The sequence below is a fragment of the Pseudalkalibacillus sp. Hm43 genome, from assembly GCF_051842935.1.
Taxonomy (GTDB): Bacteria; Bacillota; Bacilli; order Bacillales; family Fictibacillaceae; genus Pseudalkalibacillus.
In genome coordinates, this window is the sequence record NZ_JBPXRR010000001.1 from 89,690 (window position 1) to 113,970 (window position 24,281).

Sequence of the window (24,281 nt, forward strand, 5' to 3'; positions counted from 1 at the left end):
AACCTGGCCGTATCATGCCAAGTTTCTTCCGTTTATTTTTCAACTTTTTGTTGGACATGGAAGGACTTGATATATGGCTTTCCGGTAAAAATGGTTTGAGGCAGACCTTCGCTTGTCCCTCTGCCTTTGTGGGCTTTTTCATACGATGAGGATTCTTTCCACGCTTCAAAGTCTTTTTCCTCGTGCCACATGCTCGAAACGATGTACGTGTCGGTGTCTTTCGGTCTCAAGATGATGATTCCTGCGCAACCTGGTTCATTCTCCACGAGCCCTGCGCGTTGCTTGAATCGATCCTCGAAGACTGGACGACCTTCGGATGAGACGGGGATGTTGTTGAAGACGACGAAGTTCGCTCCGTCAAACCCTCCAGACTCTTCAATTGCTTCATAGGAATGACCGGATTCAAATAGACTTTCACCTGTTGTTCTATGTATCAAGATGGATTCTTCCGGCCCGTCAAGCAAATAGAAGTTGCCCTCTTCATTTTGGTATTTTTCCAATAGTGATTCTAAAAAATCTTCCGTTCCATAGGCGATATGATAGTTCATTTGACATCGTCCTTTCTTCATTTTAGCTGGGATTACTCCTTGTAGGTTCACAGTTCCCGCAGGAGTGTCGTGAATTTTCGCTTATGAATCCTATTACAAATCACCAGACTTTTTACTTTACCTTTTCACTAATATGGACAAAAAGAGATTTATTCATGATTTACCCTTCAAAGTGTCATACTAAACGAAACGAAAAGGTGGTAATGGACGTAAATATTGGGTAAAGTGGAAAAAGCATTTGTACTTCTAGAAGGAGTTGATGCGTTGTGTGGAAAAAAGCAACGCGCATATCGCTTTGGGCAGTAGGGGTCATTCTCTGTTCATTGCTCGTATTCATAGCGATTGTGTTCGCAGGAAATTATGTCATTGATGAAAAAGATCTCGTCATGAGCTCGGCCTCAACGCTCGTAGACGAAGATGGGAATACAATAACGAAGCTCTATGCTCAAAATCGGGAACTGGTCGACATTGAGGAAATTCCAAAACATGTCCAACAAGCCTTCGTAGCCGTTGAAGACCGCCGATTCTACAGTCACCCTGGGATCGATCTTCAAGCGATCATCCGTGCTTTGTACAAGGATATTCGCTCAGGAAGTAAAGTGGAAGGTGGGAGCACCATCACCCAGCAGCTTGCTAAGAACATCTTCTTGACGAATGAAAAAACCTTGTTGAGAAAGACGAAGGAAGCGACCATCGCCATCAATCTGGAGCGGAAGTATACGAAAAAAGAAATCATCGAAATGTACCTGAACCAAATCTATTTCGGCCACGGTGCATATGGCATTCAGGCTGCGTCTAAGCTCTATTTTAATAAGGATGTAAGTGAGCTGACCGTTGAAGAAGGTGCGTTACTCGCCGGGTTGCCGAAAGCACCGGGACGTTATTCACCGATTCAGAACATTGAAGAGAGCAAGAAACGACGAAATACAGTTCTTTCATTGATGGAGCGGCTCGATTACATCTCTCCGGAAGAAGCGGTCCGTGCACAAGGGAAGACTGTTGCGCTGGATATCAAGCGATTGGAAAAAGATCCGTCCTACCTGACTTACATTGACATGGTGTTAGAAGAGATGAAGGGAAAATATGCACTGTCGACGATGGAGGTTCTCCAAGGGGGATACAAGATCGTTGTGCCGATGAGTCCGGAAGCCCAAGAAGCCTCCTTTCAAGCGATACAAAACGATAAGTATTTCAGAGGATCGAATCCTGAAACGTCTCCGCAAGGCGCGTTCGTATTGATGGATTCAGATACAGGTGGTGTCATGGCCGTCCAAGGGGGCCGTGATTATGTGCGTCAAGGTTTCAACCGGGTGAACGCGAAGCGTCAGCCAGGATCGACCTTCAAGCCGATTGCGGTTTATGGGCCAGCTATGGAAGCCGGCAAATGGGAGCCTTACTCGATTCTTAAGGATGAGCGGTTGAAATATAACGGATACACACCTGAAAACTATGATGGTCAGTACAAAGGGACCGTTTCCATGTATGAAGCGATCGAGGATTCTCTCAATGCACCTGCTGTTTGGCTGTTGAACGAAATCGGGTTGTCCAAGTCATTGTCTTACGTTCAAGAGCTTGGAATGGATGTAGAAGAGAGGCAATTGGGAATCGCATTAGGTGGATTGGATAACGGCGTCTCCCCATTGGAAATTACACGTGCGTTTTCCGCTTTTGCCAACGAGGGTGAAATGGTGACGCCTTACTTCGTACAAGAAGTGTATGACCGGGATGGTAAGTTGGTCGGTAAAGCGAAGGTAGAGGAGAAGAAAGTGTTCTCTAAGCAAAATGCGTGGTTCATGACACGAATGCTCGAGTCGGTTGTAAATGATGGGACTGGCCGCAGAGGTTCTGTCAACACAGCACTTGCCGGTAAAACGGGGACCACCACGATGGATGATGTAGAAGGAAACAAAGACTTATGGTTCGCAGGTTATACACCTAAAGCTGTCGGTGCTGTCTGGATCGGTTATGATCGAACGACGAAAGGGCAGTACATGGCAGGCACCAGCTCAGATGCGACGCTCATGTTCAAAGACATCATCAATCAAATACCAGGGCAGGAGAATTTATCGTTTACCAAGCCAAAAGGGGTCAAAGATCTTGAGCCTCCGATTGAACTGATCGAAATCGATGATTTGAGCGCACAATATGCGTTCAATCGGTTCGGAGTACCTGGCATTCGTCTCTCCTGGACACCTTCTGACGATGATCGTCTCATGTACAAGATTTATATTCGTACTGATGATGGAGCTGAAAAGATCGATACAGTCGTAGGGAAAGGGAGCTACACGGTCGTTTCACCGAAGCTGTTCACATTCCCGGATTTCTATGTCGTCCCTTTCAATCCGCTGACAGAACAGGATGGAGAGCCATCGAATGTTATCTCTTCCTCCTTGTTCTAAAAAAGATCCGAAGTGATTCTAACCGGTTCGGTTATCTATCACAAACAATAAATATGTTGACTAAAATGTGCCCTAATTGCATAGCAATTTGAGGCACTATTTTTGTAAGGATTATTGCTCAAATAGAACGTTAAATTGTTTGAACATTTGCATACGAATTTGTAAGCTTACAGAATCCCCTGTATGTTTGCAAATTGACCTGCATTTTACTATTAGTTGTTTTTGTTAGAATGCGGAAGCAGGATTGTTGAAGGTGGGAGATAGGGTTTAACGGACATCAGATCCGTTATTTGTGACAAAAACGCTAATTTCGGTGTGCAAACGGACATCAGATGCGCTATTTTTTAAAAAGTATATTGTATTGGATGATTTTGAACCAAATAAGGTATCATATGTCCGTTAAGTTTAGTGAAAATGAATAATTTATAGAAATAAGGTCCTCAATGTCCGTTAGATTTATGAATTAGTCATTCTTCATTAATTATCGAGCGCTTTAGTTTAAAGAACTGGAATAGAATAATAGCCGCACATCGATCCGTAATGGATTGAAAGTTCGGCTTATTTTTTATCTTATACGATATGAAATACAGTGAAATTATCTATGCATTTCCATATGCAATTTCTAAAGTAAATTACGGTTTTGTGACAGGTATCAGAACCCTTTAAAGTGATTCGGGTCTTTTTTTTGTGGAATATTTTATGCGTACCAGGTACCATTTCAAACCTCTTGATAGGCAAGGGATCCGAAATGGTACCTGGTACCGTTCAAGCATTCAGAAATTTTCAATAAATAGGATTTTCGACCTAAGGTTGCAATGTAAACATTTTCATAGGGAAGTCGATATGAAAATGGACAGAGGGTTTTTTATTTACACAGGGGGTTAGGGATATGTTTAAAAAGCTACAAACCAAGCTGATGCTTGTCATGGGACTCATTCTGTTCGTTTCCCTATTCTCGGTTGCTTTCCTTACATACGACCGGGTTAAAGATACGATGGAATCGAATGTGAAAGCCCAGACAGAGGCGAAAGTCGACCAGATGTCGAGCCAGATCAGCATGTACCTTGAAGGTATTGAACAAACAATGGTGCGTTACAGTCAGGATGAAAGGATCATTGAATCCTTGAAATCCTCCCAAAGCGGTGCCGATACGGAAGACGGCGACTGGAAAATCGTCGATCGGGATTTCGCGCAATATTTAGATCTGAACGAAAACGTTGCGTACCTTTACTTAGCTAGTCCGAACAAGAAAATGAAGATTACGCCATTCTTGGAGTTGCCGGGAGATTACGATCCAACATCCAGACCGTGGTATCAGTCAGCTACTGAAGACCCATCGGCTGTGATATGGACGGATCCATATGAAGATGCGGCTACAGGAGAATATGTTTTGACGACCGCAAAGACTGTCGTGGATCCTGGTACCGACAAAGTGCTTGGTGTCGTTGCGATGGATATGAGTCTTCAAAACCTGGCAAATGTCGTTACCAATACAGAAGTCAAATATGACGGCTATCCGTTCTTATTCGATAAATCCGGATTAGCGATGGTCCACCCGACATTAAAAGGGGAAAAAGCGATCGAAAAGAATGCGTATGTAGAAGAAATGTACGCATCCAAAGTCAATGCAGTTGAGGATCAAAAGGATGATAGATTCGTCAATTTCGATACGATCGATCTTACAGGTTGGAAAGTTGGGACATCAACACCGAACACTGCTCTTACGCAAGAAGCTGGAAACATCCGAGATGTCATTCTCATCATTGCGTTGATCATCGTATTGGTTTCAATCGGAATCAGCTATTTCTTCGCACGAAGCATCACAAGACCTGTCAAAGAGCTACGTGATCAATTGAACCAGGTCGCATCAGGTGATCTGACTGTGAATGCTGTGACAAACAGTAAGGACGAAATCGGAGACTTGACGATCCACTTCAATTCAATGGTCGATAAGATGCGTTCCTTACTGCATAGTGTTAAAAACTCTTCATACCAGGTAACGGAATCGGCTGAAAACCTGAGCGCGGTTGCAGAGGAGACGATTGCTTCTAGTGAAGAAGTTTCCCGGGCGGTAACAGATATCGCAAAAGGGTCATCCCAGCAAGCATCCGACGTTGAGACGACACATGTACGTGCGATCAATTTGTCTGAGGACATTGAGCGAATCAGTGAACAGACGAAATCCATGTTGGCACTTTCAGATGGTGCGAACGACGCGAACCAACGAGGAATGGATCAAATTACAACACTACGTACGAAAAACCAGGAATCCAACCAGGTGCTCGAGTCCGTAGAGTTTGTCATCCAGGGCTTGAATGACAAGATTAAAGAAGTAGAAGAAGTCATTACAACGATTACGGAGATTTCAGAGAAAACGAATTTGTTAGCCTTGAATGCAGGCATTGAAGCTGCACGTGCAGGTGAAAGTGGAAAAGGATTCGCTGTCGTTGCGACTGAGGTACGTAAATTGGCAGAACAATCTGCAGTGGCGACTGAACGTGTCAAAACCATCCTGAAAGGGATTGAAGACGAATCGAAGCGTGTCGGCATAGAAATGAATCATACAAAAGTCATTTCAGCTGAACAAAGCGAAGTCGTCCAAGGTACAGAGGAAGCGTTCAAGCTGTTAGCTGAATCCTTGAATACGATGATTACGTCGATTTCGTCTATCGGAGACGACGTTACAAACCTCAATTCGCATAAAGAAGCGGTCATGGAATCGATCCAGAACATTTCAGCGGTCGCTCAGCAAGCAGCAGCTTCTTCTGAAGAAGTGAGTGCTTCGACAGATGAGCAACAAAGGGCACTGGAAACGGTCGGTGACTCAGCAGAAGCCTTGAATACAGCAAGTAATGCATTGATCGAATTGGTCCAGCAATTCAAGGTTGAAAAAGAAGCAGTAGAAGAACAAAAGGAAATGAATAAGGAAGTATAAGCATAGAAGAGGGTGCCCAATCACAATGGGCACCCTCTTTTTCTAATCTTCAAATGTTCTTTCATCTTCTCTTCGATCGTTATCTTCTGGAATGTTTTCTTCCATTGGAGCCGATGGAGCATTATTTTGATTGCGATAGATCCGGTACCGTTCGACGAGTAAGAGTCCGAACATCAGCATCACCAAACCGTTGCCCATGAATTGAAACACCAATTGGTAGGTCGTTTGGAATTTGAAGCCGATGAGAACCCCTAAATAAAAAATAAGGAACGGCAAGAGAATCAATTGCTTCGTTCTTACCTTATCGATCAGGAAGAAACTCGCAAGCCGGTCGACGAATAAGAAGACCACTGCCCAATAATAGACGGAATACGATAGGTTCAGTGAGCCGCCAGTCCGTTGGATGAAGAGGGTCGTGAAAATCATGTATAGACCCAATAATATCAATATGATCAAGAAATAAAGGCAGATATAAAGAATCATCCTGAGCATGAAAAGATTCGGCAGCTGGTCGAACAAGATCCTCTGCTTATGACGTAACTGTAATTTTGTATAGACGAACATGAAAATGATCGTACCGGCAATAATACTGAATATGAAAGAAGCTTCCAGGTCATATAGATAAAGTCTCGAAATATCTTCAATGGTCAATGAAGAAAAGAAGAGTTTTTTGATGAAAATCACTAGATACATGATGCCGTATCCGATGAAGAAGATCGAGGCGAATTTATACCATTTAGGTCCGCCTTTCTCTTTCTTATGCATATTTCTTCTCTCCTTGCGTAATGAACTCATTGTCGGAATCCCCACCTTCAACCTTTCGAACATAGGAAAGGGTTTTTGTATGATTTAGTTGTTGATACAGTTCTGTAATAGTATAGACGAAAAATCGGGAACTACGAATTTACTTCTATGTAGATGTCAAAATTCCCTATAGATGGTAATCGTTTTAACAAAATACCCTACATAGGTCCTGTTGAAACCGTAGGCCAAATTTACGACTAAATTATGACAGATTCCTTGTGGCTGTATACATATTTCAGCATTACAAGTATAGTTATAATGGTTATAAAATGACAATGTTTTTATTTTCTTTTACAATGATGATAATTCGACTATGCAACGGACGAAACGACGTCAAGGTATTAACATGAAAGGTGAGTAGTCATGACGAAACAATTCAATGATCAATTTTTAAGAGCGTGTAGAGGAGAAGAAGTCACACATGTCCCGACTTGGTACATGAGACAAGCAGGGCGCTCTCAACCGGAATATCGAAAAATCAAAGAAAAAAATTCTTTGTTTGAAATTACGCATCAACCAGAGCTGTGTGCATATGTAACTCGACTTCCTGTCGAACAATACGATGTAGATGCAGCCATCCTTTATAAAGATATCATGACCCCGCTACCGGCAATTGGAGTGGATGTGGAAATCAAATCAGGAATCGGACCTGTCATTGACAATCCGATTCGATCAAGAGCGGATGTGGATCGACTTGGAGAGATCGATCCGGTTCAGGATGTTCCTTATGTGCTCGATACGATTAAACTATTGCGCGAACAGCTATCTGTACCTTTAATCAGCTTCAGTGGGGCTCCATTTACACTTGCGAGCTACATGATTGAAGGTGGACCTTCCAAGAACTATTACAAGACGAAGGCGTTCATGTATTCTGAGCCTGAAGCATGGTTCCAATTGATGGATAAGTTGGCTGATACGGTCATCCGTTATGCAAAAGCCCAAATTAACGCGGGTGCACAGGCGTTCCAGATTTTCGACTCGTGGGTCGGCGCTTTGAATGTGGCGGATTACCAGAAATATATCAAACCGGTCATGGAGAGAATCTTTACAGAGCTGAGAGAAGAGAATGTTCCACTGATCATGCATGGGGTCGGTGCAAGCCATCTTGCAAATGATTGGAACGACCTACCGCTCGATGTTGTCGGACTTGACTGGCGCTTACCGATCCGTGAGGCGAGAGCTCGGGGCATCGACAAAACGGTCCAGGGGAATCTTGAGCCCGCATTGTTGCTCGCACCATGGGATGTAATAAAGGAACGTACGAAGGAAATCCTAGACCAAGGGACAGAATCATCCAAGTTCATATTCAACCTCGGTCATGGTGTATTCCCTGAAGTGGATCCAGATACGTTGAAGCGTTTAACGGCTTTCGTACATGAATATACAGCTAAGTAACATTTTTTAATCAATTGAGATGGGGTGAATGAATTGAAAAAGAAGAAAATCGGGGTGCTGGTCATGGCATACGGAACGCCAAGACACCCAGACGAAATCGAATCATATTACACTCATATCCGCAGAGGGAAAAAACCACCCCAAGAAGATTTAAGGGATCTAGTTGAAAGGTATGAAGCAATTGGAGGGGTTTCTCCTCTTGCGAAAATCACAAACGATCAAAAAGACAAACTCGAAGAAAAGCTTAACGAGATGTATGATGATATCGAATTCAAAGCGTATCTAGGATTAAAGCATATCGACCCGTATGTCGAAGATGCAGTCCAAGAAATGCATAAGGATGGTATTGAAGAGGCGATCAGCATCGTACTGGCTCCTCACTATTCAACTTTCTCCGTCAAGTCGTATAACGGGCGTGCATTGGAAGAAGCTGAAAAGCTAGGGGGTCCAAAAATCACACCGGTGGATTCCTGGTACGATGAGCCTGGTTACATTTCTTACTGGGCAGAGAGAATCAAGCAGATCTATACTGAAATACCAGAAAAGGACCATAAATGTACAGTCGTGATCTTCTCAGCACATAGTCTTCCGCAACGAATCATCTCGATGGGAGACCCATATCCGGATCAACTAGAAGAGACAGCGAAATTGATAGCAGAAGAAGCAGGAGCTTCCAACTACACAACTGGTTGGCAAAGTGCGGGGAACACTCCAGAACCTTGGATCGGACCAGATGTTCAGGACTTGACGCAAGACTTGTTTGAGCAAGAAGGCTTCAAGAATTTCATCTATTGTCCAGTCGGCTTTGTTACAGAACACTTGGAAGTTCTATACGACAATGACTATGAATGTAAAGTGGTCACTGATCAGCTTGGTGCCAACTATTATCGACCAGAAATGCCGAATGCCAAGCCTGAATTCATCGAAACGCTGGCTCGTGTCGTTTCGAAAAAGCTGGAAAGCCGGGATTAAACATGAAACAAATAGTCGTCATAGGCGGAGGGATCACAGGTCTTTCTGCCGCTTTTTCTTTACAAAATGAAATCGAGAAACAGAACATCTCTGCGAAAGTTACCCTCCTGGAGGCAACGGAACGTCTAGGCGGGAAGATCGAGACGATCCATAGAGATGGGTTCGTCATCGAACGGGGACCGGATTCCTACTTGGAGAGGAAACATGCGATGACGGATCTGATCAAGCGGGTCGGACTGGATCACGATCTCGTCAACAATCACACGGGACAAGCTTATATCCTTTATGGTAAAAAGCTTCATCCGATGCCTGAAGGGGCTGTGATGGGGATTCCGACGAAGATGAGTCCTTTTGTATCAAGCAGTCTTTTCTCTTTAAAAGGGAAGGCAAGGGCGAGTTTGGATCTTGTGTTGCCAAAAAGCAATGTGCAAGGCGATCAGTCAGTCGGTGCATTCTTTAAGAGAAGACTCGGCACTGAAGTCGTCGAGAACATGATCGAGCCACTGTTATCTGGAATCTATGCCGGCAACATCGACCGAATCAGCTTGCAATCGACGTTTCCTCAATTTGAGACCATTGAAAGCAAACACCGCAGTTTGATTCTTGGGATGAAGCGGACTCGGAAACCGAGTAAGAAGTCTGGCTCGTCAAAAGGAGTTTTCCTTACATTGAAACAGGGACTGTCTTCTCTCGTGTCTGAACTTGAACAGCAGCTCGATGAACGAATTGAGATTCGCAAAAATAGTTCCGTCACTTCCATTATAAAGGAAGGGGAAGGCTATTCGATCAAGCTCGAGGACAACGCTTCAATTGAAGGGGATCATATCATCGTCACGACACCAGGTCGTAGAGCAGCTCAATACTTCAGTGATGAAATACGCGAGCTGATTGGTGAGGTTCCGGCGACATCTGTCGCCACGATCGCGATGGCATTTCCGAAATCCGCCATTACGAATGAATTAGATGGGACAGGTTTTGTCGTTTCGAAAAAGTCACCATATACCATCACAGCATGTACGTGGACCAATCAGAAGTGGCCGCACACGACGCCTGAGGGTTATGTATTGCTCCGCTGTTATGTCGGTAGGGAGCATGATCAAAGCATCGTGGATGAATCAGATGACACGATTTTATCAAAAGTGTTGGATGACTTATCCGACATCATGGATGTACAAGCCACACCTGAGTTCTACTATGTGACGCGATGGAAAAAGGCGATGCCTCAGTATCTCGTCGGTCACCAAGAGAATAAAGAAAAGGTTAAAGCATTGCTTGATCGTGATTATCCAGGTGTGCGTTTGGCGGGTGCCTCATTTGACGGCATCGGTTTGCCGGATTGTATCGTATCTGGAGAAAAAGCAGCAGAGAACGTTATACAGTCGTTGAAATAAGAGCCGAGCTGGCACATGGAACAACCTCTTGTCAAAGATTATCTTTGGAGCGGGTTTTCACTTATGTGTCAGCTTTTCTTTGGATATAAGCTGTAATATGCATCATTATTGAGCTATTAGGTTTAAACATGTTCTGCTATAATGACAAATGGTACATATTACATTTACATTGGAAGTCAGAGATTCAGAGGGATACAGATGGCAGAACTCATCAAACCGATTTTCGTTAACATTTCAATTATCGTTTCAATCACTTTTATCGCAAATATGCTGTTCCCTTTTACATACAGGGGATCCATCACTTTAAAGGAAAAAGTATACTTTGGTGTGTTAAGCTCGATTGCTGCCTTATTATGTATGGCTTATCCTATCGAGGTGTTGAGGTCAACGGTTTTCGACCTGAGGACAGTACCCTTGCTGATCGTCACTTTGTACGCTGGCATCATTCCAGGTGGAATCTGTGCATTTTTCATCATCATGGCGAGATTGAGTATAGGTGGGGAATTTGCGTGGGTAGGTGTTTTGATTACGATCGTCGCTTTATTGACCAGCCTCGGTTATTCGAAAATGTTCAAGGATGCACATAAGAAGTGGAAACCAGGCTTCCTGGCGATTTTCCTGTACTTTCTATTTTACATTTTGATTCTGAATATCTATATTGACTTTCTGAGTATGCAATTTTATGTGGCTTATTTCGTTCCACTCGTCATCACTTTCTTCTTGATGCTCACTTTGATTGATCGTCTGCTTCGCATCAACATGCAATTAGAAGAGACCATTTATTTAGGAAAGCTGTCCATACTAGGGGAAATGGCTGCGTCCATCGCACATGAAATCAGGAATCCACTGACCACAGTCAGAGGGATGATCCAGTTTCTTTCTACCGATACGAAAGACAAGCAATTGAAGCAGTATGCGCCTCTTTTGGTAGATGAGCTGGACCGGAGCAATAAGATCATTTCTGATTATCTGGCTTTGGTAAAACCGAATGAATTGACTCTTAATGAAATCAATCTGAAACGAGTGGTGGAAGACACGATTTCATTGCTTGCCCCTTTAGGGGTTTATCATAATGTCGTCATCCAATCGAAATTGAAGGCACATCATTTTGTCAAAGCGGATGAACAACACTTGAAGCAGTGTCTCATCAATTTGATAAAGAATGCGATTGAAGCAATTGAAGGCGGTGGTCAAATCGTCATCAAAGAGAAAGTCACGACCCCAGGTCATATAGACCTCCTCATTGAAGACAATGGGAAAGGTATGACAAATGAAGAGCTCGAAAAAATCGGACTCCCTTTCTATACGACCAAGACGAAGGGAACTGGACTTGGTACGATGATTACGTATAAGTTGATCAAAAATATGAAGGGGTCCATCTATTATAAAAGTTTGCCGAACAAAGGGACGACTGTTACAGTGAGAATTCCTTTAATATAGAAAAAAGCGCCCCTTGAGGCGCTTTTATTTATGAGAGTCGTTGGTCCTTTTTATTTGTAAGAAAGCCCGAATTGGCAAGACTTAGGCCTGATTTATGAGTTGTCTTTCTTTTTCTTATTGGAGTCTGAATTAGATGAATCTCCAGATTCAGTGCTGTCACCAGAGCCGTCGCCGCTGGAGTCACCGCCGCCGGAACTGTCTCCAGAGCCATCGCCGCCAGAGTCACCACCACCGGATCCATCTCCAGAGCCATCTCCACCGGAGTCACCGCCACCGGATCCATCTCCAGAGCCATCTCCACCGGAGTCACCGCCGCCGGATCCATCTCCAGAGCCATCGCCGCCGGAGTCACCGCCACCGGAACCGTCACCAGATCCGTCACCACCGGAGTCACCGCCACCGGAACCGTCGCCACCAGAGTCACCGCCGCCAGATCCATCTCCAGAACCGTCGCCACCGGAGTCGCCTCCGCTGGAATCGTCACCAGAGCCGTCGTCTCCGGAATTCTCTTCATCTTCCTTTCTCTTTTTCTCTTCTTCACGTTTTTTCTTTTCTTCCTCTTCTTTCTTACGCTTTTCGTTATCTTTCGTGTCGTTCTTTTCAGGTTTTTTCTTGATTACAGGTTTGTAGGCATCCGGGATATCTGTCCCTGTTACAAATAGTTCAGTAATGATACTGGACGATGGGGTATAGCTGGATGCCTTTTGTCCATTCCGCTTATCAATCTTCACTTCTTTTACAGTAGAAGGTTGTTCAAATCCTGGTGTTTCGACATCCTTGGATACGTGTCCCACGATTTCTTTGAAAAGAAGCTTTGAAATTTTGGAATCTTCATTGGTTACAAATTGTTCAGCACTAGTTTGCTCATAACCTGTCCAAACAGCAGCTGTATATTGAGTCGTATATCCAACAAACCATGCATCTGTCGAACCGTCTTCGATGCCTTCAGGCGGGTTGGTCGTCCCTGTTTTTCCTGCCACATCGAGACCATCGATTTGCGCAAGTGTACCCGTTCCACGCTTGACCACATCTCTTAGCATATCCGTGATCATGTAGGCGGTATATTGGTTCATGACTTTTTTCGGTTTTGTCTCAAACGACTTCGTTTCTCCACTCGGATATTCGATTTTCGTCAATGCATATGGCTTGGTATAGTTTCCTTGATTTCCGAATGCAGCATACGCACCGGCCATTTGAAGCGGGGAAACGCCATCTCCGAAACCACCGATTGCATAAGCTGGAAAAGCATGTTTCAACGGAATGCCAAGCTGGTTTGCAAATTTGACGGACCGTTCGCCACCGATTTCCATGAAGGTCTTGATTGCAGGAATGTTATAAGACTGGATAAGGGCTTCTCTCATGGAAACCATTCCGTGATACTCCTCGTCCCAGTTCTGGAATTCTTTCCCGTCAATTTCAAGTTCTTCATCTTCAATCTGGTGATAAGTCGACCATTTTTCAAATTCAATTGCCGGTCCATAATCTAAAATCGGCTTGATCGTCGATCCGGGTTGCCTTTTAATGTCCGTAGCGAAGTTGAAACCACGTTTGATTTGTTCCTCGGCACTTTTCCGATTACCACCGATTGCTCGGATTGCCCCCGTTTTCGTATCCAAGAGGACAACACCAGCTTTGAACTGATCATTCGGATACGGAATGACATCATTTTTACGAAGCATGTTTTCCGTATGTGTTTGCGCTTTAGGATCCAAGGTTGTGTAAATTTTCAAGCCACCAGTGTAAAGTTCACTTTCCTTGATTCCTTTTTCTTTCAATTCGTCCAACACATAGTCGATGTAAGACTGATAAATGGATTCATCAGATTTTTTGTGCAAAATCTTTTCCAGCTTGGTGTCTGTAGCTTCTTTCTCTTCTGCTTTCGTTATAAAATCATGCTTCTCCATGAGAGAGAGGACAAGGTTTCTTCTCTCAAGAGCTTGATCAGGATTTTTCATAGGGTCATAACCACTCGGTCTTTGTGGAAGACCAGCCAGCAAAGCGGCTTCAGCAACTGTCAGCTCGTCGACATGCTTGTCAAAATAAACATCAGCTGCTGCACCGATGCCATAAGCACCATGTCCAAAATAGATTTTGTTCAAGTACATTTCGAGGATTTCGTCCTTCGAATACTTGCGTTCCATTTTAATAGAAAGATAAGCTTCTTGGATCTTACGTTTAATCGTTTTTTCCGGGGATAAATATGTATTCTTTACGACTTGTTGTGTAATGGTGCTTCCACCTTCAGCTCCCCATCCTTCTTTAATGTTTGAAAGTGCAGCGCCGGCAATCCGTTTGACATCAATCCCGAAGTGTTCCTTGAATCGAACGTCTTCAACAGCTAGGAAAGCTTGTTTAACGTGCTCTGGAACGTTATCGATGTCTACTAGAATCCGATGTTCGCTACCTGCCAGGTCAGCTACTTTATTTCCGTTCATGTCATAAATCGCTGAAGACTGTGCATTCTTCAATTGTTCCTCCGTCAGGTTCGGAGCACTTTGGATGAACGCGAGACCAGTGACCCCACCTGTGAGGAGTATCAAGAAAAAGACGAGGAAAGTCGCAAGCAGGATTTTGATATATCCCTTCTGATTGTTGTGCTTTCTTGATGTCTTCTTCCATTTAAACCGTGATAACATACGACTCAACCTTTCTTTTCGGCAATTTAATCTGTACACAAAATTACCCTGTTGCTTCCATAAATAAACATGTGATGAGCAGGTTGCTTGAATTTCCTAAGAGGGTGTTTATTAAATAGTACAGAGGGTATTCTATAATGATGGTAAAAAAGGAGCAGATAAAGGGGGTTAGAAGAATGATTGAATTCAAGGAAGTGAACAAAACCTTTCCTGATGGATTCCAAGCGTTGAAGAACATCAACCTTCACATACATAAAGGAGAATTGGTCACGTTGATCGGTCCGAGTGGTTGTGGGAAGACGACGACGATGAAAATGATCAATCGATTATTGGAGCCAAGCAGTGGAGAAATTTTAGTTGATGGGAAAGATATAAAGGATCAAAATCCGGTAGAACTGAGAAGAAACATCGGTTATGTCATACAACAGATCGGTCTATTTCCGCATATGACCATTGAAGAGAACGTCGCCCTCGTACCGAAATTGAAAGGATGGTCAAAAGACAAGTACATACGAAGAGTGGACGAGCTGTTGGAGCTGGTCGGACTTGAGCCAGATGTATTCAAGAAACGATATCCATCTGAATTGAGTGGTGGACAACAACAAAGGATCGGGGTCATCCGGGCATTAGCAGCAGAGCCGCCAGTCGTCCTGATGGATGAACCGTTCAGTGCATTGGACCCGATCAGCCGCGAGCAGTTACAGGATGAGCTCGTGGCATTACAGGACAGCATCCAAAAGACGATCGTATTCGTCACGCATGATATGGATGAAGCGTTGAAAATCGCCGACCGGATCGCCATCATGCACGAAGGTCAGATCATCCAGTTAGATACACCTGATCAAATTTTACGTCACCCAGCGAATCAGTTTGTCGAAGAGTTCATCGGTGAAGAGCGGATGAACAAGGAGATGGGTGGCAAGACAGCGCGTTCATTGATGCTTTCAAAGGTTGCAACCGTCAAAGGGAACCGTGGATTGGCTGAAGCTTTGAAAGTCATGAAAAGCTACACAGTCGACAGCTTGATGGTCACGAATCAAAAAGGTGAGCTGGAAGGTGTAGTGGAGCTTGATGTATTGGAAGATCATTATGGCGATGAGTCGAAAAAAGTTCAGGACATCATGGATGAAGTAAAGCAATTTGCGACCACGGAGACGTCCTATACAGATATCGCAGAAATGTTCGCAAAACATGAAGTAAAGACGATCCCAGTCGTAGAAGACGGGCGTCTAGTCGGCTTGATTACCCGCTCAAGTATGATGCGCGGGCTGGCTGGCATGAAACAACTCGTTTAGGAAGGGGGGACTCCTTTGGAATGGACAACATTCATTGATACATTCATTTCAAGATGGCCAACGATTTTCACGGCCATGCAAGAACATCTCTATTTATCTTTTGTCTCGATACTGATCGGGATCCTGATCTCTGTTCCACTTGGAATCTTCATTTCAAGATTGAAGAAAATCGCTGAATTCGTCATCGGTATTACAGCCGTTTTTCAAACGATTCCGAGCTTAGCGTTATTCGGATTCTTATTGCCAGTCTTTGGGATTGGAAGCACTCCTGCAATCATCGCGTTGATGGTCTATGCGTTGTTGCCGATTTTGCGGAATACATATACAGGAATCGTCGGTGTTGATGATGCATTGATTCAAGCAGGGAAAGGTATGGGGATGACTTCCTCGCAAATACTATGGAAAATTGAACTACCGCTCGCGCTGCCTGTTATCATGGCTGGAATCCGAACAGCAACCGTATTGACGATCGGTGTCGCGACACTAGCGACATTCATCGGTGCAGGTGGTTTGGGAGATATCATTTATCGTGGCTTGAGTACGTTGAATAACGAACTGGTTTTAGCAGGGGCAGTGCCTGCAGCCGCATTGGCCATTTTCTTTGATGCGATCTTGAAAGGTATCGAAAAAGTCGTCACACCAAAAGGACTGAAAAAATCTGACTAGGAGGATCTCATGTTGAAGAAAACTTTAATTCCGTTTTTTATGTTGATTCTAATCATTGCAGGATGCGGTGGAAATGGAGGAGCTGGTGGAGACACGCTCGTCATCTCAGGTAAAAAGTGGACCGAGCAATACATCCTGCCTCACATTCTCGCTGAATATATCAAAGGTAATACCGATTATGATGTACAAGTGAAAGAAGCACTTGGTGAAGTTGATGTATTGACGAAGGCGATGGAAGGCGGAGACATCGATATGTATGTCGAGTATTCCGGTACGGGATACTTAGCTGTATTGAAGAAAGAATACAATCCGGATCAATCACCTGAAGAGGTCTATGAGGCAACGAAAAAAGGTTATAAAGAGGAAAAGGATATTGTATGGTTACCACCGCTTGGATTCGAAAATAACTATGCAATTGCAATGACAGAAGAAACATACAATGAACTTGGGGTCAAAACGATTTCTGAAATGGCACCGAAGTCGGATCAGCTTATTTTCGGTGCGCCTCCTGAATTTTACGAACGCGCAGATGGTTATGACCCGTTCGCTAAAGTTTATGACTTTAATTTCAAAAGCAAGGAAAGTCTCGATCCGAACCTGATGTATAAGGCGGTAAAAGACGGAGAAGTGGATATTATCACAGCCTTTTCAACAGATGGGCGTATCCCACGGTTCAACCTGAAGACGTTGGAGGATGACAAAAACTTTTTCCCTCCATATTTTGCAGCACCTGTAATTCGCCAAGAAGCATTGGACAAGTTCCCGGATGTGGAAAAGGTGATGAAGGAATTGGAAGGAAAGATTTCATCCGAAGAGATGGCACAAATGAATGCCAAAGTCGACATTGATAATGAAGATCCAAAACAAGTCGCAATCGACTTCCTTAAGGAAAAAGGATTGATCGATTAATGTAGAATTCCCCTCCTAGTGGAGGGGATTTTTTTGTTTAAGCTGTTTTCGATGGCGTCAATTTCCGCCTCATGTGCTCGCTTTCCGCAGGGCGTGCGGTGACCCGCAGGACAAGGAAAGTCTCGGCAATAATTCTTAAGAACAGAGCTTTTTCGTATAAGAACTCAAAAAAACCTTAAATATATAGGGTTTTTACAGTACCCGGTACATCAAAGGTACTATGATTCTGCGTTTTGTACCTACTTAAAATATATGTCGAATGCTCGATTGTAGAGAGCTTCCTTTTCCAAGACAATTAAGATGTAAGATAATTTAGACATTTTGGGGAGGAAGAAAATGAAGAAACTCAGTTCAATTATCCTAAGTTTGGCAATGGTTGTCGGGTTGTTTTTTGCAGCTCAATCCAACAATCAAGCAAAAGCTTCATCCATCGAAGTGGGTGAAACGTTATCCAATGTACTGAATTCTGCAGGAAGCATGTTTACGGTTGAGGCAGTTGTAACGTATCCGACCATGCCGACCAGCTCTCAAGTGCAGGATTTAAAAGACTTGGGGTTAGTGACGAAGACTTACAAAAATCTTCCGATGGTAGCTGTTCAAGGGACAGCAGTGGAAGTTGAGTCCATTATTTCCAATGGGATCAACGCAACATCTCTTTTCTACAATAAGCAATTGGAATATAAACTTCGTGACTCAAGACAATTGATCGGTGTTGAGAAAGTTTGGAACGATCTTGGATACACTGGGAAAGGTACGACAGTCGCGGTAATCGACAGTGGTATTGATGCGACTCATCAAGACCTTCCATTCGGTGATAAGGTCGTACAAAATGTAAAATTCATCGCAGGTAGCATCTTCTCTGGTGGATCTGCACTTTATCAAGAAAACGTCTTGAACACAGATACTTCTTCTGGTCATGGTACTCACGTAGCAGGTACGATTGCTGGACTCGGTACGGCAAGTGACGGCTTGTATAAAGGTGTAGCACCTGATGCAAAGCTAGTCGGACTTGGTACTGGTGAGGCAATCAGCGTACTTTGGGCTTTGGAGGCTTTTGATTATGTACTAGAACATCAAGAAGAATACGGAATCGATGTCATCAGCAATAGCTGGGGTACAACGGGTGAATATTCACCGAATGATCCAATCAACGTAGCAAGTAAGAAAGCACATGACGCTGGTATGTTCGTTTCCTTTGCAGCAGGGAATGAAGGTCCAGACAATGATACATTGAACCCTTATTCTGCTGCTCCATGGGTTATTTCTGTAGCAGCCGGTACGAAGGATAAGAAACTCGCAGACTTCTCTTCTCGAGGTATTCCTGGGGATGATCTCGTACACCCTGACATCACGGCACCTGGTGTTGATATCGTTGCAACGAAGTCTACGACAGGTCTTGTCATGAACACGCTAGGGTCTACGAAAGACATCAACTACATTGCACCTGAACATCTGCCATTCTATACGACGGCAAGTGGTACAAGCATGGCGACACCTCATATTTCCGGTGTAGCAGCATTGATGCTTGAAGCTAACCCTGCATTGACACCAGATGACATCTTGAACACGATGATCAACACTGCTGATGCAATGCCAGGTTATGAGCTCCACGAAGTAGGCGCAGGTTATGTAAATGCTTATGAAGCGGTCAATACTGTAAAATAAATAGACCTTCACGTTAGTGCCAGGTACCACACAGAAACGTTGATTCATCAACTTTCTAAAAGGTGCCTGGCACTTTTAGTGATTAAACGGACAGAATTTGTCTGAAAAGGTAGAACTTTATAATAGACACGAAAGGGGGTGAAGTATGTGCGTATGAAAACCCTGCTTGTCAAAGGGGTTGTTACGGCTGCATGTCTTTTCGTTCCGGCGGAAGTTTTAGCGAACGATCATGCTGATCAAGGAAAACCTGAACATCCACCTGCAGAAGAACAGGCTGCTAATGGAAAAGGAGAAAAGGTATCTACAGAGGCAAAAACCAAAGATCATACTCCTTCCAAAAAGACTGATACAAAGGGAACTAATGAAAATGCAAATCCTGTTGCAGGTGAAAAGCGACCTGATCATGTCCAACAAAGTCAACCATCTGATAAAAAGGACAGATCTGCTGGAAAGCCAGCAACTGGACCTTCGAAAAAGCCTGGAGCAATAAAGGATTCTTCTAAGGTAAACAAAGGTATAGATCAGAGAAAAGAAAAAGTTGGGACCGACCATAAAGACACGAAAATACATAAAGCGCGTAATGACGATCCAATGAAAAGTAAACCTTCAACATCTAATCATCTTCAGAAAAAGAACAAGGATTCAGGTGAGGTAGAGACTAAAAGCAATGAAGGGCAACTAGATCAAAAGGTTAACAGCAACCACCAACCTGAACCTGGAAACGAACCGCCTCTCCCAATGGATCAACCAAGGAAAGAAGCACCTGTTGTAATGCCGTCGAATCCAATGACACATTTATCTAAAACAACAGGAAATGGAGATGGTCATTCTACAAGTTCCGGAAGTGGCTTTACCTTATATGGTTTACTTTTACAAAGGGAAGGTCCGTTGGTCACACTTAAGGGTGACTTCTTAATGGAATATCGAAGGGCACACAATCAGTGGACCAATGCACCTCCTTCACCGCCACCAAAATCAAACCTTCTTTCTCAAGCTGTGTAAACAACAAATAATTATCAATGAGAAGAAGGAGAGATTTAGATGGTACGAGTAAACGGAAAAATGGTAGTGAAATCTTTTGTATTAGCAGGTGCACTTTCAGTAGGAGCATTCTTTGGTATGGATTCAGCTGAAGCAGCAGGTAAAGGGAAAGCAGAAGTTCAAGCTCATGATGAAGTCCAAGCAAAAGATGATACGAAAAAAGAAATGAAGAAGAAGAAAGATCATCCATCTGCTGAGAATAAAGCACAATCGCAAGGACATGTAAATGCGAGTGAGACGGCTAAGGAACATGCGTCAGAGAATTCTGCAGTAAAAGCAAAAGCTGAAATGGAAGAAGAGCCGAAAGAAACAGTGACTCCGGAAGAAAACGTAGAAACAGGTGCTACTAAAGAAGAAGCAACCGATGAATCAAATGAAGAGACAACTGAAGCTACAGAAGATGCAGTAGAAGAAGAGCAAGATACTGACGTTGCAGAAGAAGATACTACTGAAAAAGATGAGGCTACTGAGGAAAAAGTAAACCCTTCTGAAGAAAACAAGAAAAATTCTGCAGCTTATCATGCAAGTGAAAATGCAAAAGCACATGCAGCAGAAAACTCTGCAGTTCAACTTTCTGTAGAACCTGAAACAGATGCTGAAGAACCAGCTGAATCAGAAGAACCAGCTGTTGAAACAGACGTAGAAGCTAAGACAGAAGATGAAGACGAAGAAACAGACGAAGATGCTGAAGAAGACACAGATACTGAAGAAGACACAAAAGAAGATGCTGAAGAAGACGTAGAAACTGATGAAGACACAGAAGAAGAAACAACAGTCGAGTCTTCTGAAGAAAACAAGATGAACTCTGAAGCATATAACGCAAACGACATTGCAAAAGCTAATGCAGCAGAAAACTCTGCTGTCCAATTGTCTGTGGCTCCTGAAACGGAAGAAAGCACTGAGACAGAAGAAACAGTCAATGAAGAAGAATCTACAGAAGTTGAAACAGATGTAGAAGAAACAACTGAAGTTAAAGTAGAGGAAGAAGCGACTACTGAAACAAAAACAGTTGCACTACCATAATAAGTGATGAAGGCTGGCCATTTCAGGCCAGCCTTTTTCTACTTTGAAAATTTGTATGCGTCATCTGGATAGGTGACATTGAGATTTTAGCGATATCATCCTATCAGATACGCCCACATAGTGATTCGGGAGATTTCAAATGATCCAGAACCCTAACCCTCTCCATTAGAACCCTGATCTAATAATTTCTTGACGAATGGCAGTGTATACGTATCGAACTTTTCCAGATCATCTAGTGAAATCCATCGTAGATCGAGGAGATCTTCATTGTCAGGATTGGTTTGATCCAAATGCATCTCGCCGCCGATCACCTCGGCTAAATACGTGAATTTACCTTTGAATTTTGAAAACAGGGAAGTGATCCGGATGTCGTATCCCGTCTCTTCCTTCACTTCCCGAATACATGCTTCTTCCGGGGTTTCATCTTGTTCAACCCCGCCTCCGGGGAAATTCCAAACGATTGCGCCTCGCTTTACATGCTGCTTAACCATAAGTATTTTCCGATCCTTCATGATAATGGCTCGTGAAATCATGATTACCTCCATCAGTTTTTTTCCTACTTATAGTGTACGCCTTTTATCAATTGTTTGTTTAACATTATTTTCAAACATTTTAACATTCTGAATTTTCTTGACAGTATATTTCGGATTCCGTACTATGGATGTTGAATAGTGAAAGAGAGGGGTAGGCGAAATGAATAGTTTAGTGTTGGCTTTAGTTGGAATATCAATCTTTTTGTTAGGTTATCGGTTTTATTCGAAGTATATTGCAGATCGAATCTTTAAACTGGATCCGAATTATGTGACACCGGCTCACAAATATAAGGACGGTGTCGATTTTGTTCCGACGAACCGGTTCGTCCTTTGGGGACATCACTATAGTTCTGTAGCGGGTGCTGCACCAATCATCGGTCCGGCAATTGCAGTCTATTGGGGTTGGCTGCCTGCGGTCCTTTGGGTCATCCTCGGAACGGTTTTTGCAGCTGGTGTCCATGACTTTGGAACACTTGTATTATCCGTCCGTAACAAAGGACAATCTGTTGGAACGATTGCGAGCAAGCTCATTGGTAAACGTGCGAAAGTATTGTTCTTATTCATCATTCTTATTCTTGTATTGATGGTAAACGCAGTCTTTGCTTGGGCAATTGCAAACCTATTTGTTAAATTCCCGGCTTCGGTATTATCGATCTTCATCCAAATCCCATTAGCGATCTGGATCGGGTATTCTGTATACAAAAAGAAAGGCAGCATGCTGTTGCCTTCAATCATTGCACTGGCATTCATGTATGGAGCTGCCGTTCTTGCTTCTAAAGTGCCTGCCCTCCAGGTAGACCTGGTCAAATGGTTCGGTGGAGAAGAGACGACCGTCATGTTCGGATTGAATGGCGTGTCTATGGCGTTCTTCGTCTGGATCATCGTCTTGATGGTATACGTGTATATCGCTTCGACTTTACCAGTCTGGAAGCTGCTACAGCCGCGTGATTATATCAACTCACACCAATTGGTCATCGGACTGTTGATGCTATACTCTGGTGTTTTGATTGCACATCCGACCATTACAGCACCTGCGACGAATCCGAATGCTGAAATGTCTATCTTCCCGCTGTTGTTCATTACGATTGCTTGTGGTGCGATTTCAGGCTTCCACGGACTCGTATCCTCGGGTACGTCTTCGAAGCAATTGGACAAGGAAACGGACGCCCGCTTTGTCGGTTATGCTGGTGCAGTCGGTGAAGGGATGCTTGCACTACTTGCCATCATTGCAGTAACGACCTTATTTGCAACAGGTGCAGATTTCACCGCTGCTTACAGCAGTTTTGCTGCAGCAAGCAGTGGCGGATTAGGGAACTTCATCAACGGTGCTGGACAGCTTGCGGCAGGAATCGGAATACCGGTGGATATCGGTGCGACGATCGTAGCGGTCATCGTCATCAGTTTTGCAGCGACTTCACTTGATACATCCGTTCGTTTGATGCGTTACATCATTTCGGAACTTGGTACGGAATACAATGTGCCTGCCCTTACGAAAGCGCACGTCGCAACGACGATTGCTGTTGGTACAAGTGCTGCATTGGTTCTTATTCCAGAAGGACCGAATGGCTTCGGCTCCGGTGGATATTTGCTCTGGCCGTTGTTTGGTACGTCCAACCAACTATTAGCCGGAATCAGCTTATTACTCATTTCGATCTGGTTGAAGCAACAAGGAAGAAACTTTATGCCGACGTTCATTCCGATGCTCTTCCTCATCATCATGACGGTATGGGCGATGTTGAAGCAGGTCGTATTCGAATGGTCAGGTCTTGGGGATTCAGATGCCAACATGTTGTTGTTCGTTTTCGGAGCAGCCATCCTTGGCTTTGCGCTCTGGATCATACTTGAGGCTATGACCATCCTCTCCAAGAAAGGGACACCTTCTGACATTGATAAGTCCGCATAACAATTAAAGAAGGTCGGGATACCGACCTTCTTTTTTTACCAATAAAGGAGGGACGATTCATGAAGGACGAGCTGTTGATTATCCGTGTTTGGCCGGAGGTCGGTGGAGGCTGATGCGGCGGTGTTTCTGGTGACGGGTTCATCAGTATGAGCGATCAGTTCGAAGAAGACATTCATGAAATGAGAGAAACCGGCAAGGTGTATCAGGAAATCGTAGAGCGGTTCGGGGACCGTCTCGACGTCATTTATGTAGACCCCCGCAATACAATTTCCATCATGGATTATATGTTCCGGCAGTTGAAGAGAAGACAGATCGGATTCACCGCAATGATCAAGAATACGTTCTGGGGTTCACGGAGAGGTGCTGTGTTTCTGAATGGACATTGGATGAATCAGGCTTCTCAATCAATTGAAACGCTTGTGGAGAATATACATCAAGAATTGGGTGTTGGAAAATGACAGATATGAAGTGGTCGATCAAAAAGTTGATTGAAATGTACGATGAGATCTTAAGCCATCCACATAAAACCGAAATCAAAAGAGAACTGAGGGACGAGGATGATCTATTCCTGCTGTTATGCGTATCAGAGCTGTTAGGGATACCGAATCCCGTTTCCTATTACACGCTTGAAATCTATCCTGTCATCATTGAAAGATTTCATGAGTGGCACTTGCGGATGGGGATGGAAAAATCACCATTAGAAGGCATACGTTGTTGCTGAACAGA

At 43.7% G+C, this 24,281-nt stretch carries 19 protein-coding genes; 15 read left to right on the forward strand and 4 right to left on the reverse strand.

Annotated features, from left to right (window positions below; translation table 11 throughout):
- Positions 1–32 precede the first annotated feature (32 nt).
- Entirely contained in the window at positions 33–548 is a 516-nt protein-coding gene (locus ACSVDE_RS00540; RefSeq protein ID WP_439299012.1) for an antibiotic biosynthesis monooxygenase family protein, read from the reverse strand.
- Positions 549–814: 266 nt separating this feature from the next.
- Here ACSVDE_RS00540 and ACSVDE_RS00545 point away from each other — a divergent pair, with 266 nt between their 5' ends.
- Entirely contained in the window at positions 815–2,947 is a 2,133-nt protein-coding gene (locus ACSVDE_RS00545; protein ID WP_439299013.1) for a transglycosylase domain-containing protein, read from the forward strand.
- A gap of 889 nt (positions 2,948–3,836) precedes the next feature.
- Complete coding sequence (locus ACSVDE_RS00550) at positions 3,837–5,882, forward strand: methyl-accepting chemotaxis protein (protein ID WP_439299014.1); 2,046 nt, start codon at positions 3,837–3,839, stop codon at positions 5,880–5,882.
- Between the two features lie 42 nt (positions 5,883–5,924).
- Here the strand turns inward: ACSVDE_RS00550 and ACSVDE_RS00555 are convergent, their stop codons facing one another.
- A complete protein-coding gene (locus tag ACSVDE_RS00555) occupies positions 5,925–6,647 on the reverse strand; it encodes a hypothetical protein (RefSeq protein WP_439299015.1) in 723 nt (240 codons plus the stop codon).
- Positions 6,648–7,049: 402 nt separating this feature from the next.
- On the opposite strand from ACSVDE_RS00555, the gene hemE reads away from it, so the two are divergent.
- The 4 genes from hemE to ACSVDE_RS00575 all read left to right on the forward strand — a co-directional run bounded on the left by hemE (position 7,050) and on the right by ACSVDE_RS00575 (position 11,884).
- Complete coding sequence (gene hemE, locus ACSVDE_RS00560) at positions 7,050–8,081, forward strand: uroporphyrinogen decarboxylase (RefSeq protein ID WP_439299016.1); 1,032 nt, start codon at positions 7,050–7,052, stop codon at positions 8,079–8,081.
- 33 nt (positions 8,082–8,114) lie between these two features.
- Positions 8,115–9,053 (forward strand): ferrochelatase, encoded by a 939-nt coding sequence (gene hemH / locus ACSVDE_RS00565; protein WP_439299017.1) that lies wholly within the window; start codon positions 8,115–8,117, stop codon positions 9,051–9,053.
- Positions 9,054–9,055: 2 nt separating this feature from the next.
- Positions 9,056–10,444 (forward strand): protoporphyrinogen oxidase, encoded by a 1,389-nt coding sequence (hemY, locus tag ACSVDE_RS00570; RefSeq protein WP_439299018.1) that lies wholly within the window; start codon positions 9,056–9,058, stop codon positions 10,442–10,444.
- 198 nt (positions 10,445–10,642) lie between these two features.
- Complete coding sequence (locus tag ACSVDE_RS00575) at positions 10,643–11,884, forward strand: ATP-binding protein (RefSeq protein WP_439299019.1); 1,242 nt, start codon at positions 10,643–10,645, stop codon at positions 11,882–11,884.
- A 92-nt stretch (positions 11,885–11,976) separates the two neighbouring features.
- Here the strand turns inward: ACSVDE_RS00575 and ACSVDE_RS00580 are convergent, their stop codons facing one another.
- Positions 11,977–14,520, reverse strand: coding sequence for a transglycosylase domain-containing protein (locus ACSVDE_RS00580; RefSeq protein WP_439299020.1), 2,544 nt, complete (start codon positions 14,518–14,520; stop codon positions 11,977–11,979).
- Positions 14,521–14,696: 176 nt separating this feature from the next.
- Between ACSVDE_RS00580 and ACSVDE_RS00585 the strand changes: the two genes are divergently transcribed.
- The 6 genes from ACSVDE_RS00585 to ACSVDE_RS00610 all read left to right on the forward strand — a co-directional run bounded on the left by ACSVDE_RS00585 (position 14,697) and on the right by ACSVDE_RS00610 (position 21,119).
- Positions 14,697–15,815, forward strand: coding sequence for an ABC transporter ATP-binding protein (locus tag ACSVDE_RS00585; RefSeq protein ID WP_439299021.1), 1,119 nt, complete (start codon positions 14,697–14,699; stop codon positions 15,813–15,815).
- A 75-nt stretch (positions 15,816–15,890) separates the two neighbouring features.
- Positions 15,891–16,481: an ABC transporter permease gene (locus tag ACSVDE_RS00590; RefSeq protein ID WP_439301905.1), complete on the forward strand. Its 591-nt coding sequence runs from the start codon at positions 15,891–15,893 to the stop codon at positions 16,479–16,481.
- A 9-nt stretch (positions 16,482–16,490) separates the two neighbouring features.
- Complete coding sequence (locus tag ACSVDE_RS00595) at positions 16,491–17,390, forward strand: glycine betaine ABC transporter substrate-binding protein (protein WP_439299022.1); 900 nt, start codon at positions 16,491–16,493, stop codon at positions 17,388–17,390.
- Between the two features lie 336 nt (positions 17,391–17,726).
- On the forward strand, positions 17,727–19,055 hold the full coding sequence (locus ACSVDE_RS00600; protein WP_439299023.1) for a S8 family serine peptidase: 1,329 nt from the start codon (positions 17,727–17,729) through the stop codon (positions 19,053–19,055).
- A 147-nt stretch (positions 19,056–19,202) separates the two neighbouring features.
- Positions 19,203–20,057 (forward strand): hypothetical protein, encoded by an 855-nt coding sequence (locus tag ACSVDE_RS00605; RefSeq protein ID WP_439299024.1) that lies wholly within the window; start codon positions 19,203–19,205, stop codon positions 20,055–20,057.
- Positions 20,058–20,096: 39 nt separating this feature from the next.
- A complete protein-coding gene (locus ACSVDE_RS00610; RefSeq protein ID WP_439299025.1) occupies positions 20,097–21,119 on the forward strand; it encodes a hypothetical protein in 1,023 nt (340 codons plus the stop codon).
- Positions 21,120–21,271: 152 nt separating this feature from the next.
- Here ACSVDE_RS00610 and ACSVDE_RS00615 read toward each other — a convergent pair whose 3' ends face one another.
- Complete coding sequence (locus ACSVDE_RS00615) at positions 21,272–21,652, reverse strand: NUDIX hydrolase (RefSeq protein WP_439299026.1); 381 nt, start codon at positions 21,650–21,652, stop codon at positions 21,272–21,274.
- Positions 21,653–21,812: 160 nt separating this feature from the next.
- On the opposite strand from ACSVDE_RS00615, the gene ACSVDE_RS00620 reads away from it, so the two are divergent.
- The 3 genes from ACSVDE_RS00620 to ACSVDE_RS00630 all read left to right on the forward strand — a co-directional run bounded on the left by ACSVDE_RS00620 (position 21,813) and on the right by ACSVDE_RS00630 (position 24,276).
- Positions 21,813–23,555, forward strand: coding sequence for a carbon starvation CstA family protein (locus ACSVDE_RS00620; RefSeq protein ID WP_439299027.1), 1,743 nt, complete (start codon positions 21,813–21,815; stop codon positions 23,553–23,555).
- A 146-nt stretch (positions 23,556–23,701) separates the two neighbouring features.
- Complete coding sequence (locus tag ACSVDE_RS00625) at positions 23,702–24,013, forward strand: hypothetical protein (RefSeq protein ID WP_439299028.1); 312 nt, start codon at positions 23,702–23,704, stop codon at positions 24,011–24,013.
- Complete coding sequence (locus ACSVDE_RS00630) at positions 24,010–24,276, forward strand: cory-CC-star protein (RefSeq protein ID WP_439299029.1); 267 nt, start codon at positions 24,010–24,012, stop codon at positions 24,274–24,276. Before ACSVDE_RS00625 ends, ACSVDE_RS00630 begins: the two co-directional genes overlap by 4 nt.
- Positions 24,277–24,281 lie beyond the last annotated feature (5 nt).

What these genes read in the sequence shown, in the direction of transcription:
- ACSVDE_RS00600 (WP_439299023.1), top strand. Translation starts at nt 17,727, where the DNA reads ATGAAGAAACTCAGTTCAATTATCCTAAGTTTGGCAATGGTTGTCGGG.
- ACSVDE_RS00595 (WP_439299022.1), top strand. Translation starts at nt 16,491, where the DNA reads ATGTTGAAGAAAACTTTAATTCCGTTTTTTATGTTGATTCTAATCATT.
- ACSVDE_RS00575 (WP_439299019.1), top strand. Translation starts at nt 10,643, where the DNA reads ATGGCAGAACTCATCAAACCGATTTTCGTTAACATTTCAATTATCGTT.
- ACSVDE_RS00540 (WP_439299012.1), bottom strand. Translation starts at nt 548, where the DNA reads ATGAACTATCATATCGCCTATGGAACGGAAGATTTTTTAGAATCACTA.
- ACSVDE_RS00625 (WP_439299028.1), top strand. Translation starts at nt 23,702, where the DNA reads ATGAGCGATCAGTTCGAAGAAGACATTCATGAAATGAGAGAAACCGGC.
- ACSVDE_RS00585 (WP_439299021.1), top strand. Translation starts at nt 14,697, where the DNA reads ATGATTGAATTCAAGGAAGTGAACAAAACCTTTCCTGATGGATTCCAA.
- ACSVDE_RS00620 (WP_439299027.1), top strand. Translation starts at nt 21,813, where the DNA reads ATGAATAGTTTAGTGTTGGCTTTAGTTGGAATATCAATCTTTTTGTTA.
- ACSVDE_RS00590 (WP_439301905.1), top strand. Translation starts at nt 15,891, where the DNA reads ATGCAAGAACATCTCTATTTATCTTTTGTCTCGATACTGATCGGGATC.
- ACSVDE_RS00630 (WP_439299029.1), top strand. Translation starts at nt 24,010, where the DNA reads ATGACAGATATGAAGTGGTCGATCAAAAAGTTGATTGAAATGTACGAT.
- ACSVDE_RS00610 (WP_439299025.1), top strand. Translation starts at nt 20,097, where the DNA reads ATGGTACGAGTAAACGGAAAAATGGTAGTGAAATCTTTTGTATTAGCA.
- hemY (WP_439299018.1), top strand. Translation starts at nt 9,056, where the DNA reads ATGAAACAAATAGTCGTCATAGGCGGAGGGATCACAGGTCTTTCTGCC.
- hemE (WP_439299016.1), top strand. Translation starts at nt 7,050, where the DNA reads ATGACGAAACAATTCAATGATCAATTTTTAAGAGCGTGTAGAGGAGAA.
- ACSVDE_RS00555 (WP_439299015.1), bottom strand. Translation starts at nt 6,647, where the DNA reads ATGCATAAGAAAGAGAAAGGCGGACCTAAATGGTATAAATTCGCCTCG.
- ACSVDE_RS00615 (WP_439299026.1), bottom strand. Translation starts at nt 21,652, where the DNA reads ATGATTTCACGAGCCATTATCATGAAGGATCGGAAAATACTTATGGTT.
- ACSVDE_RS00550 (WP_439299014.1), top strand. Translation starts at nt 3,837, where the DNA reads ATGTTTAAAAAGCTACAAACCAAGCTGATGCTTGTCATGGGACTCATT.
- ACSVDE_RS00580 (WP_439299020.1), bottom strand. Translation starts at nt 14,520, where the DNA reads ATGTTATCACGGTTTAAATGGAAGAAGACATCAAGAAAGCACAACAAT.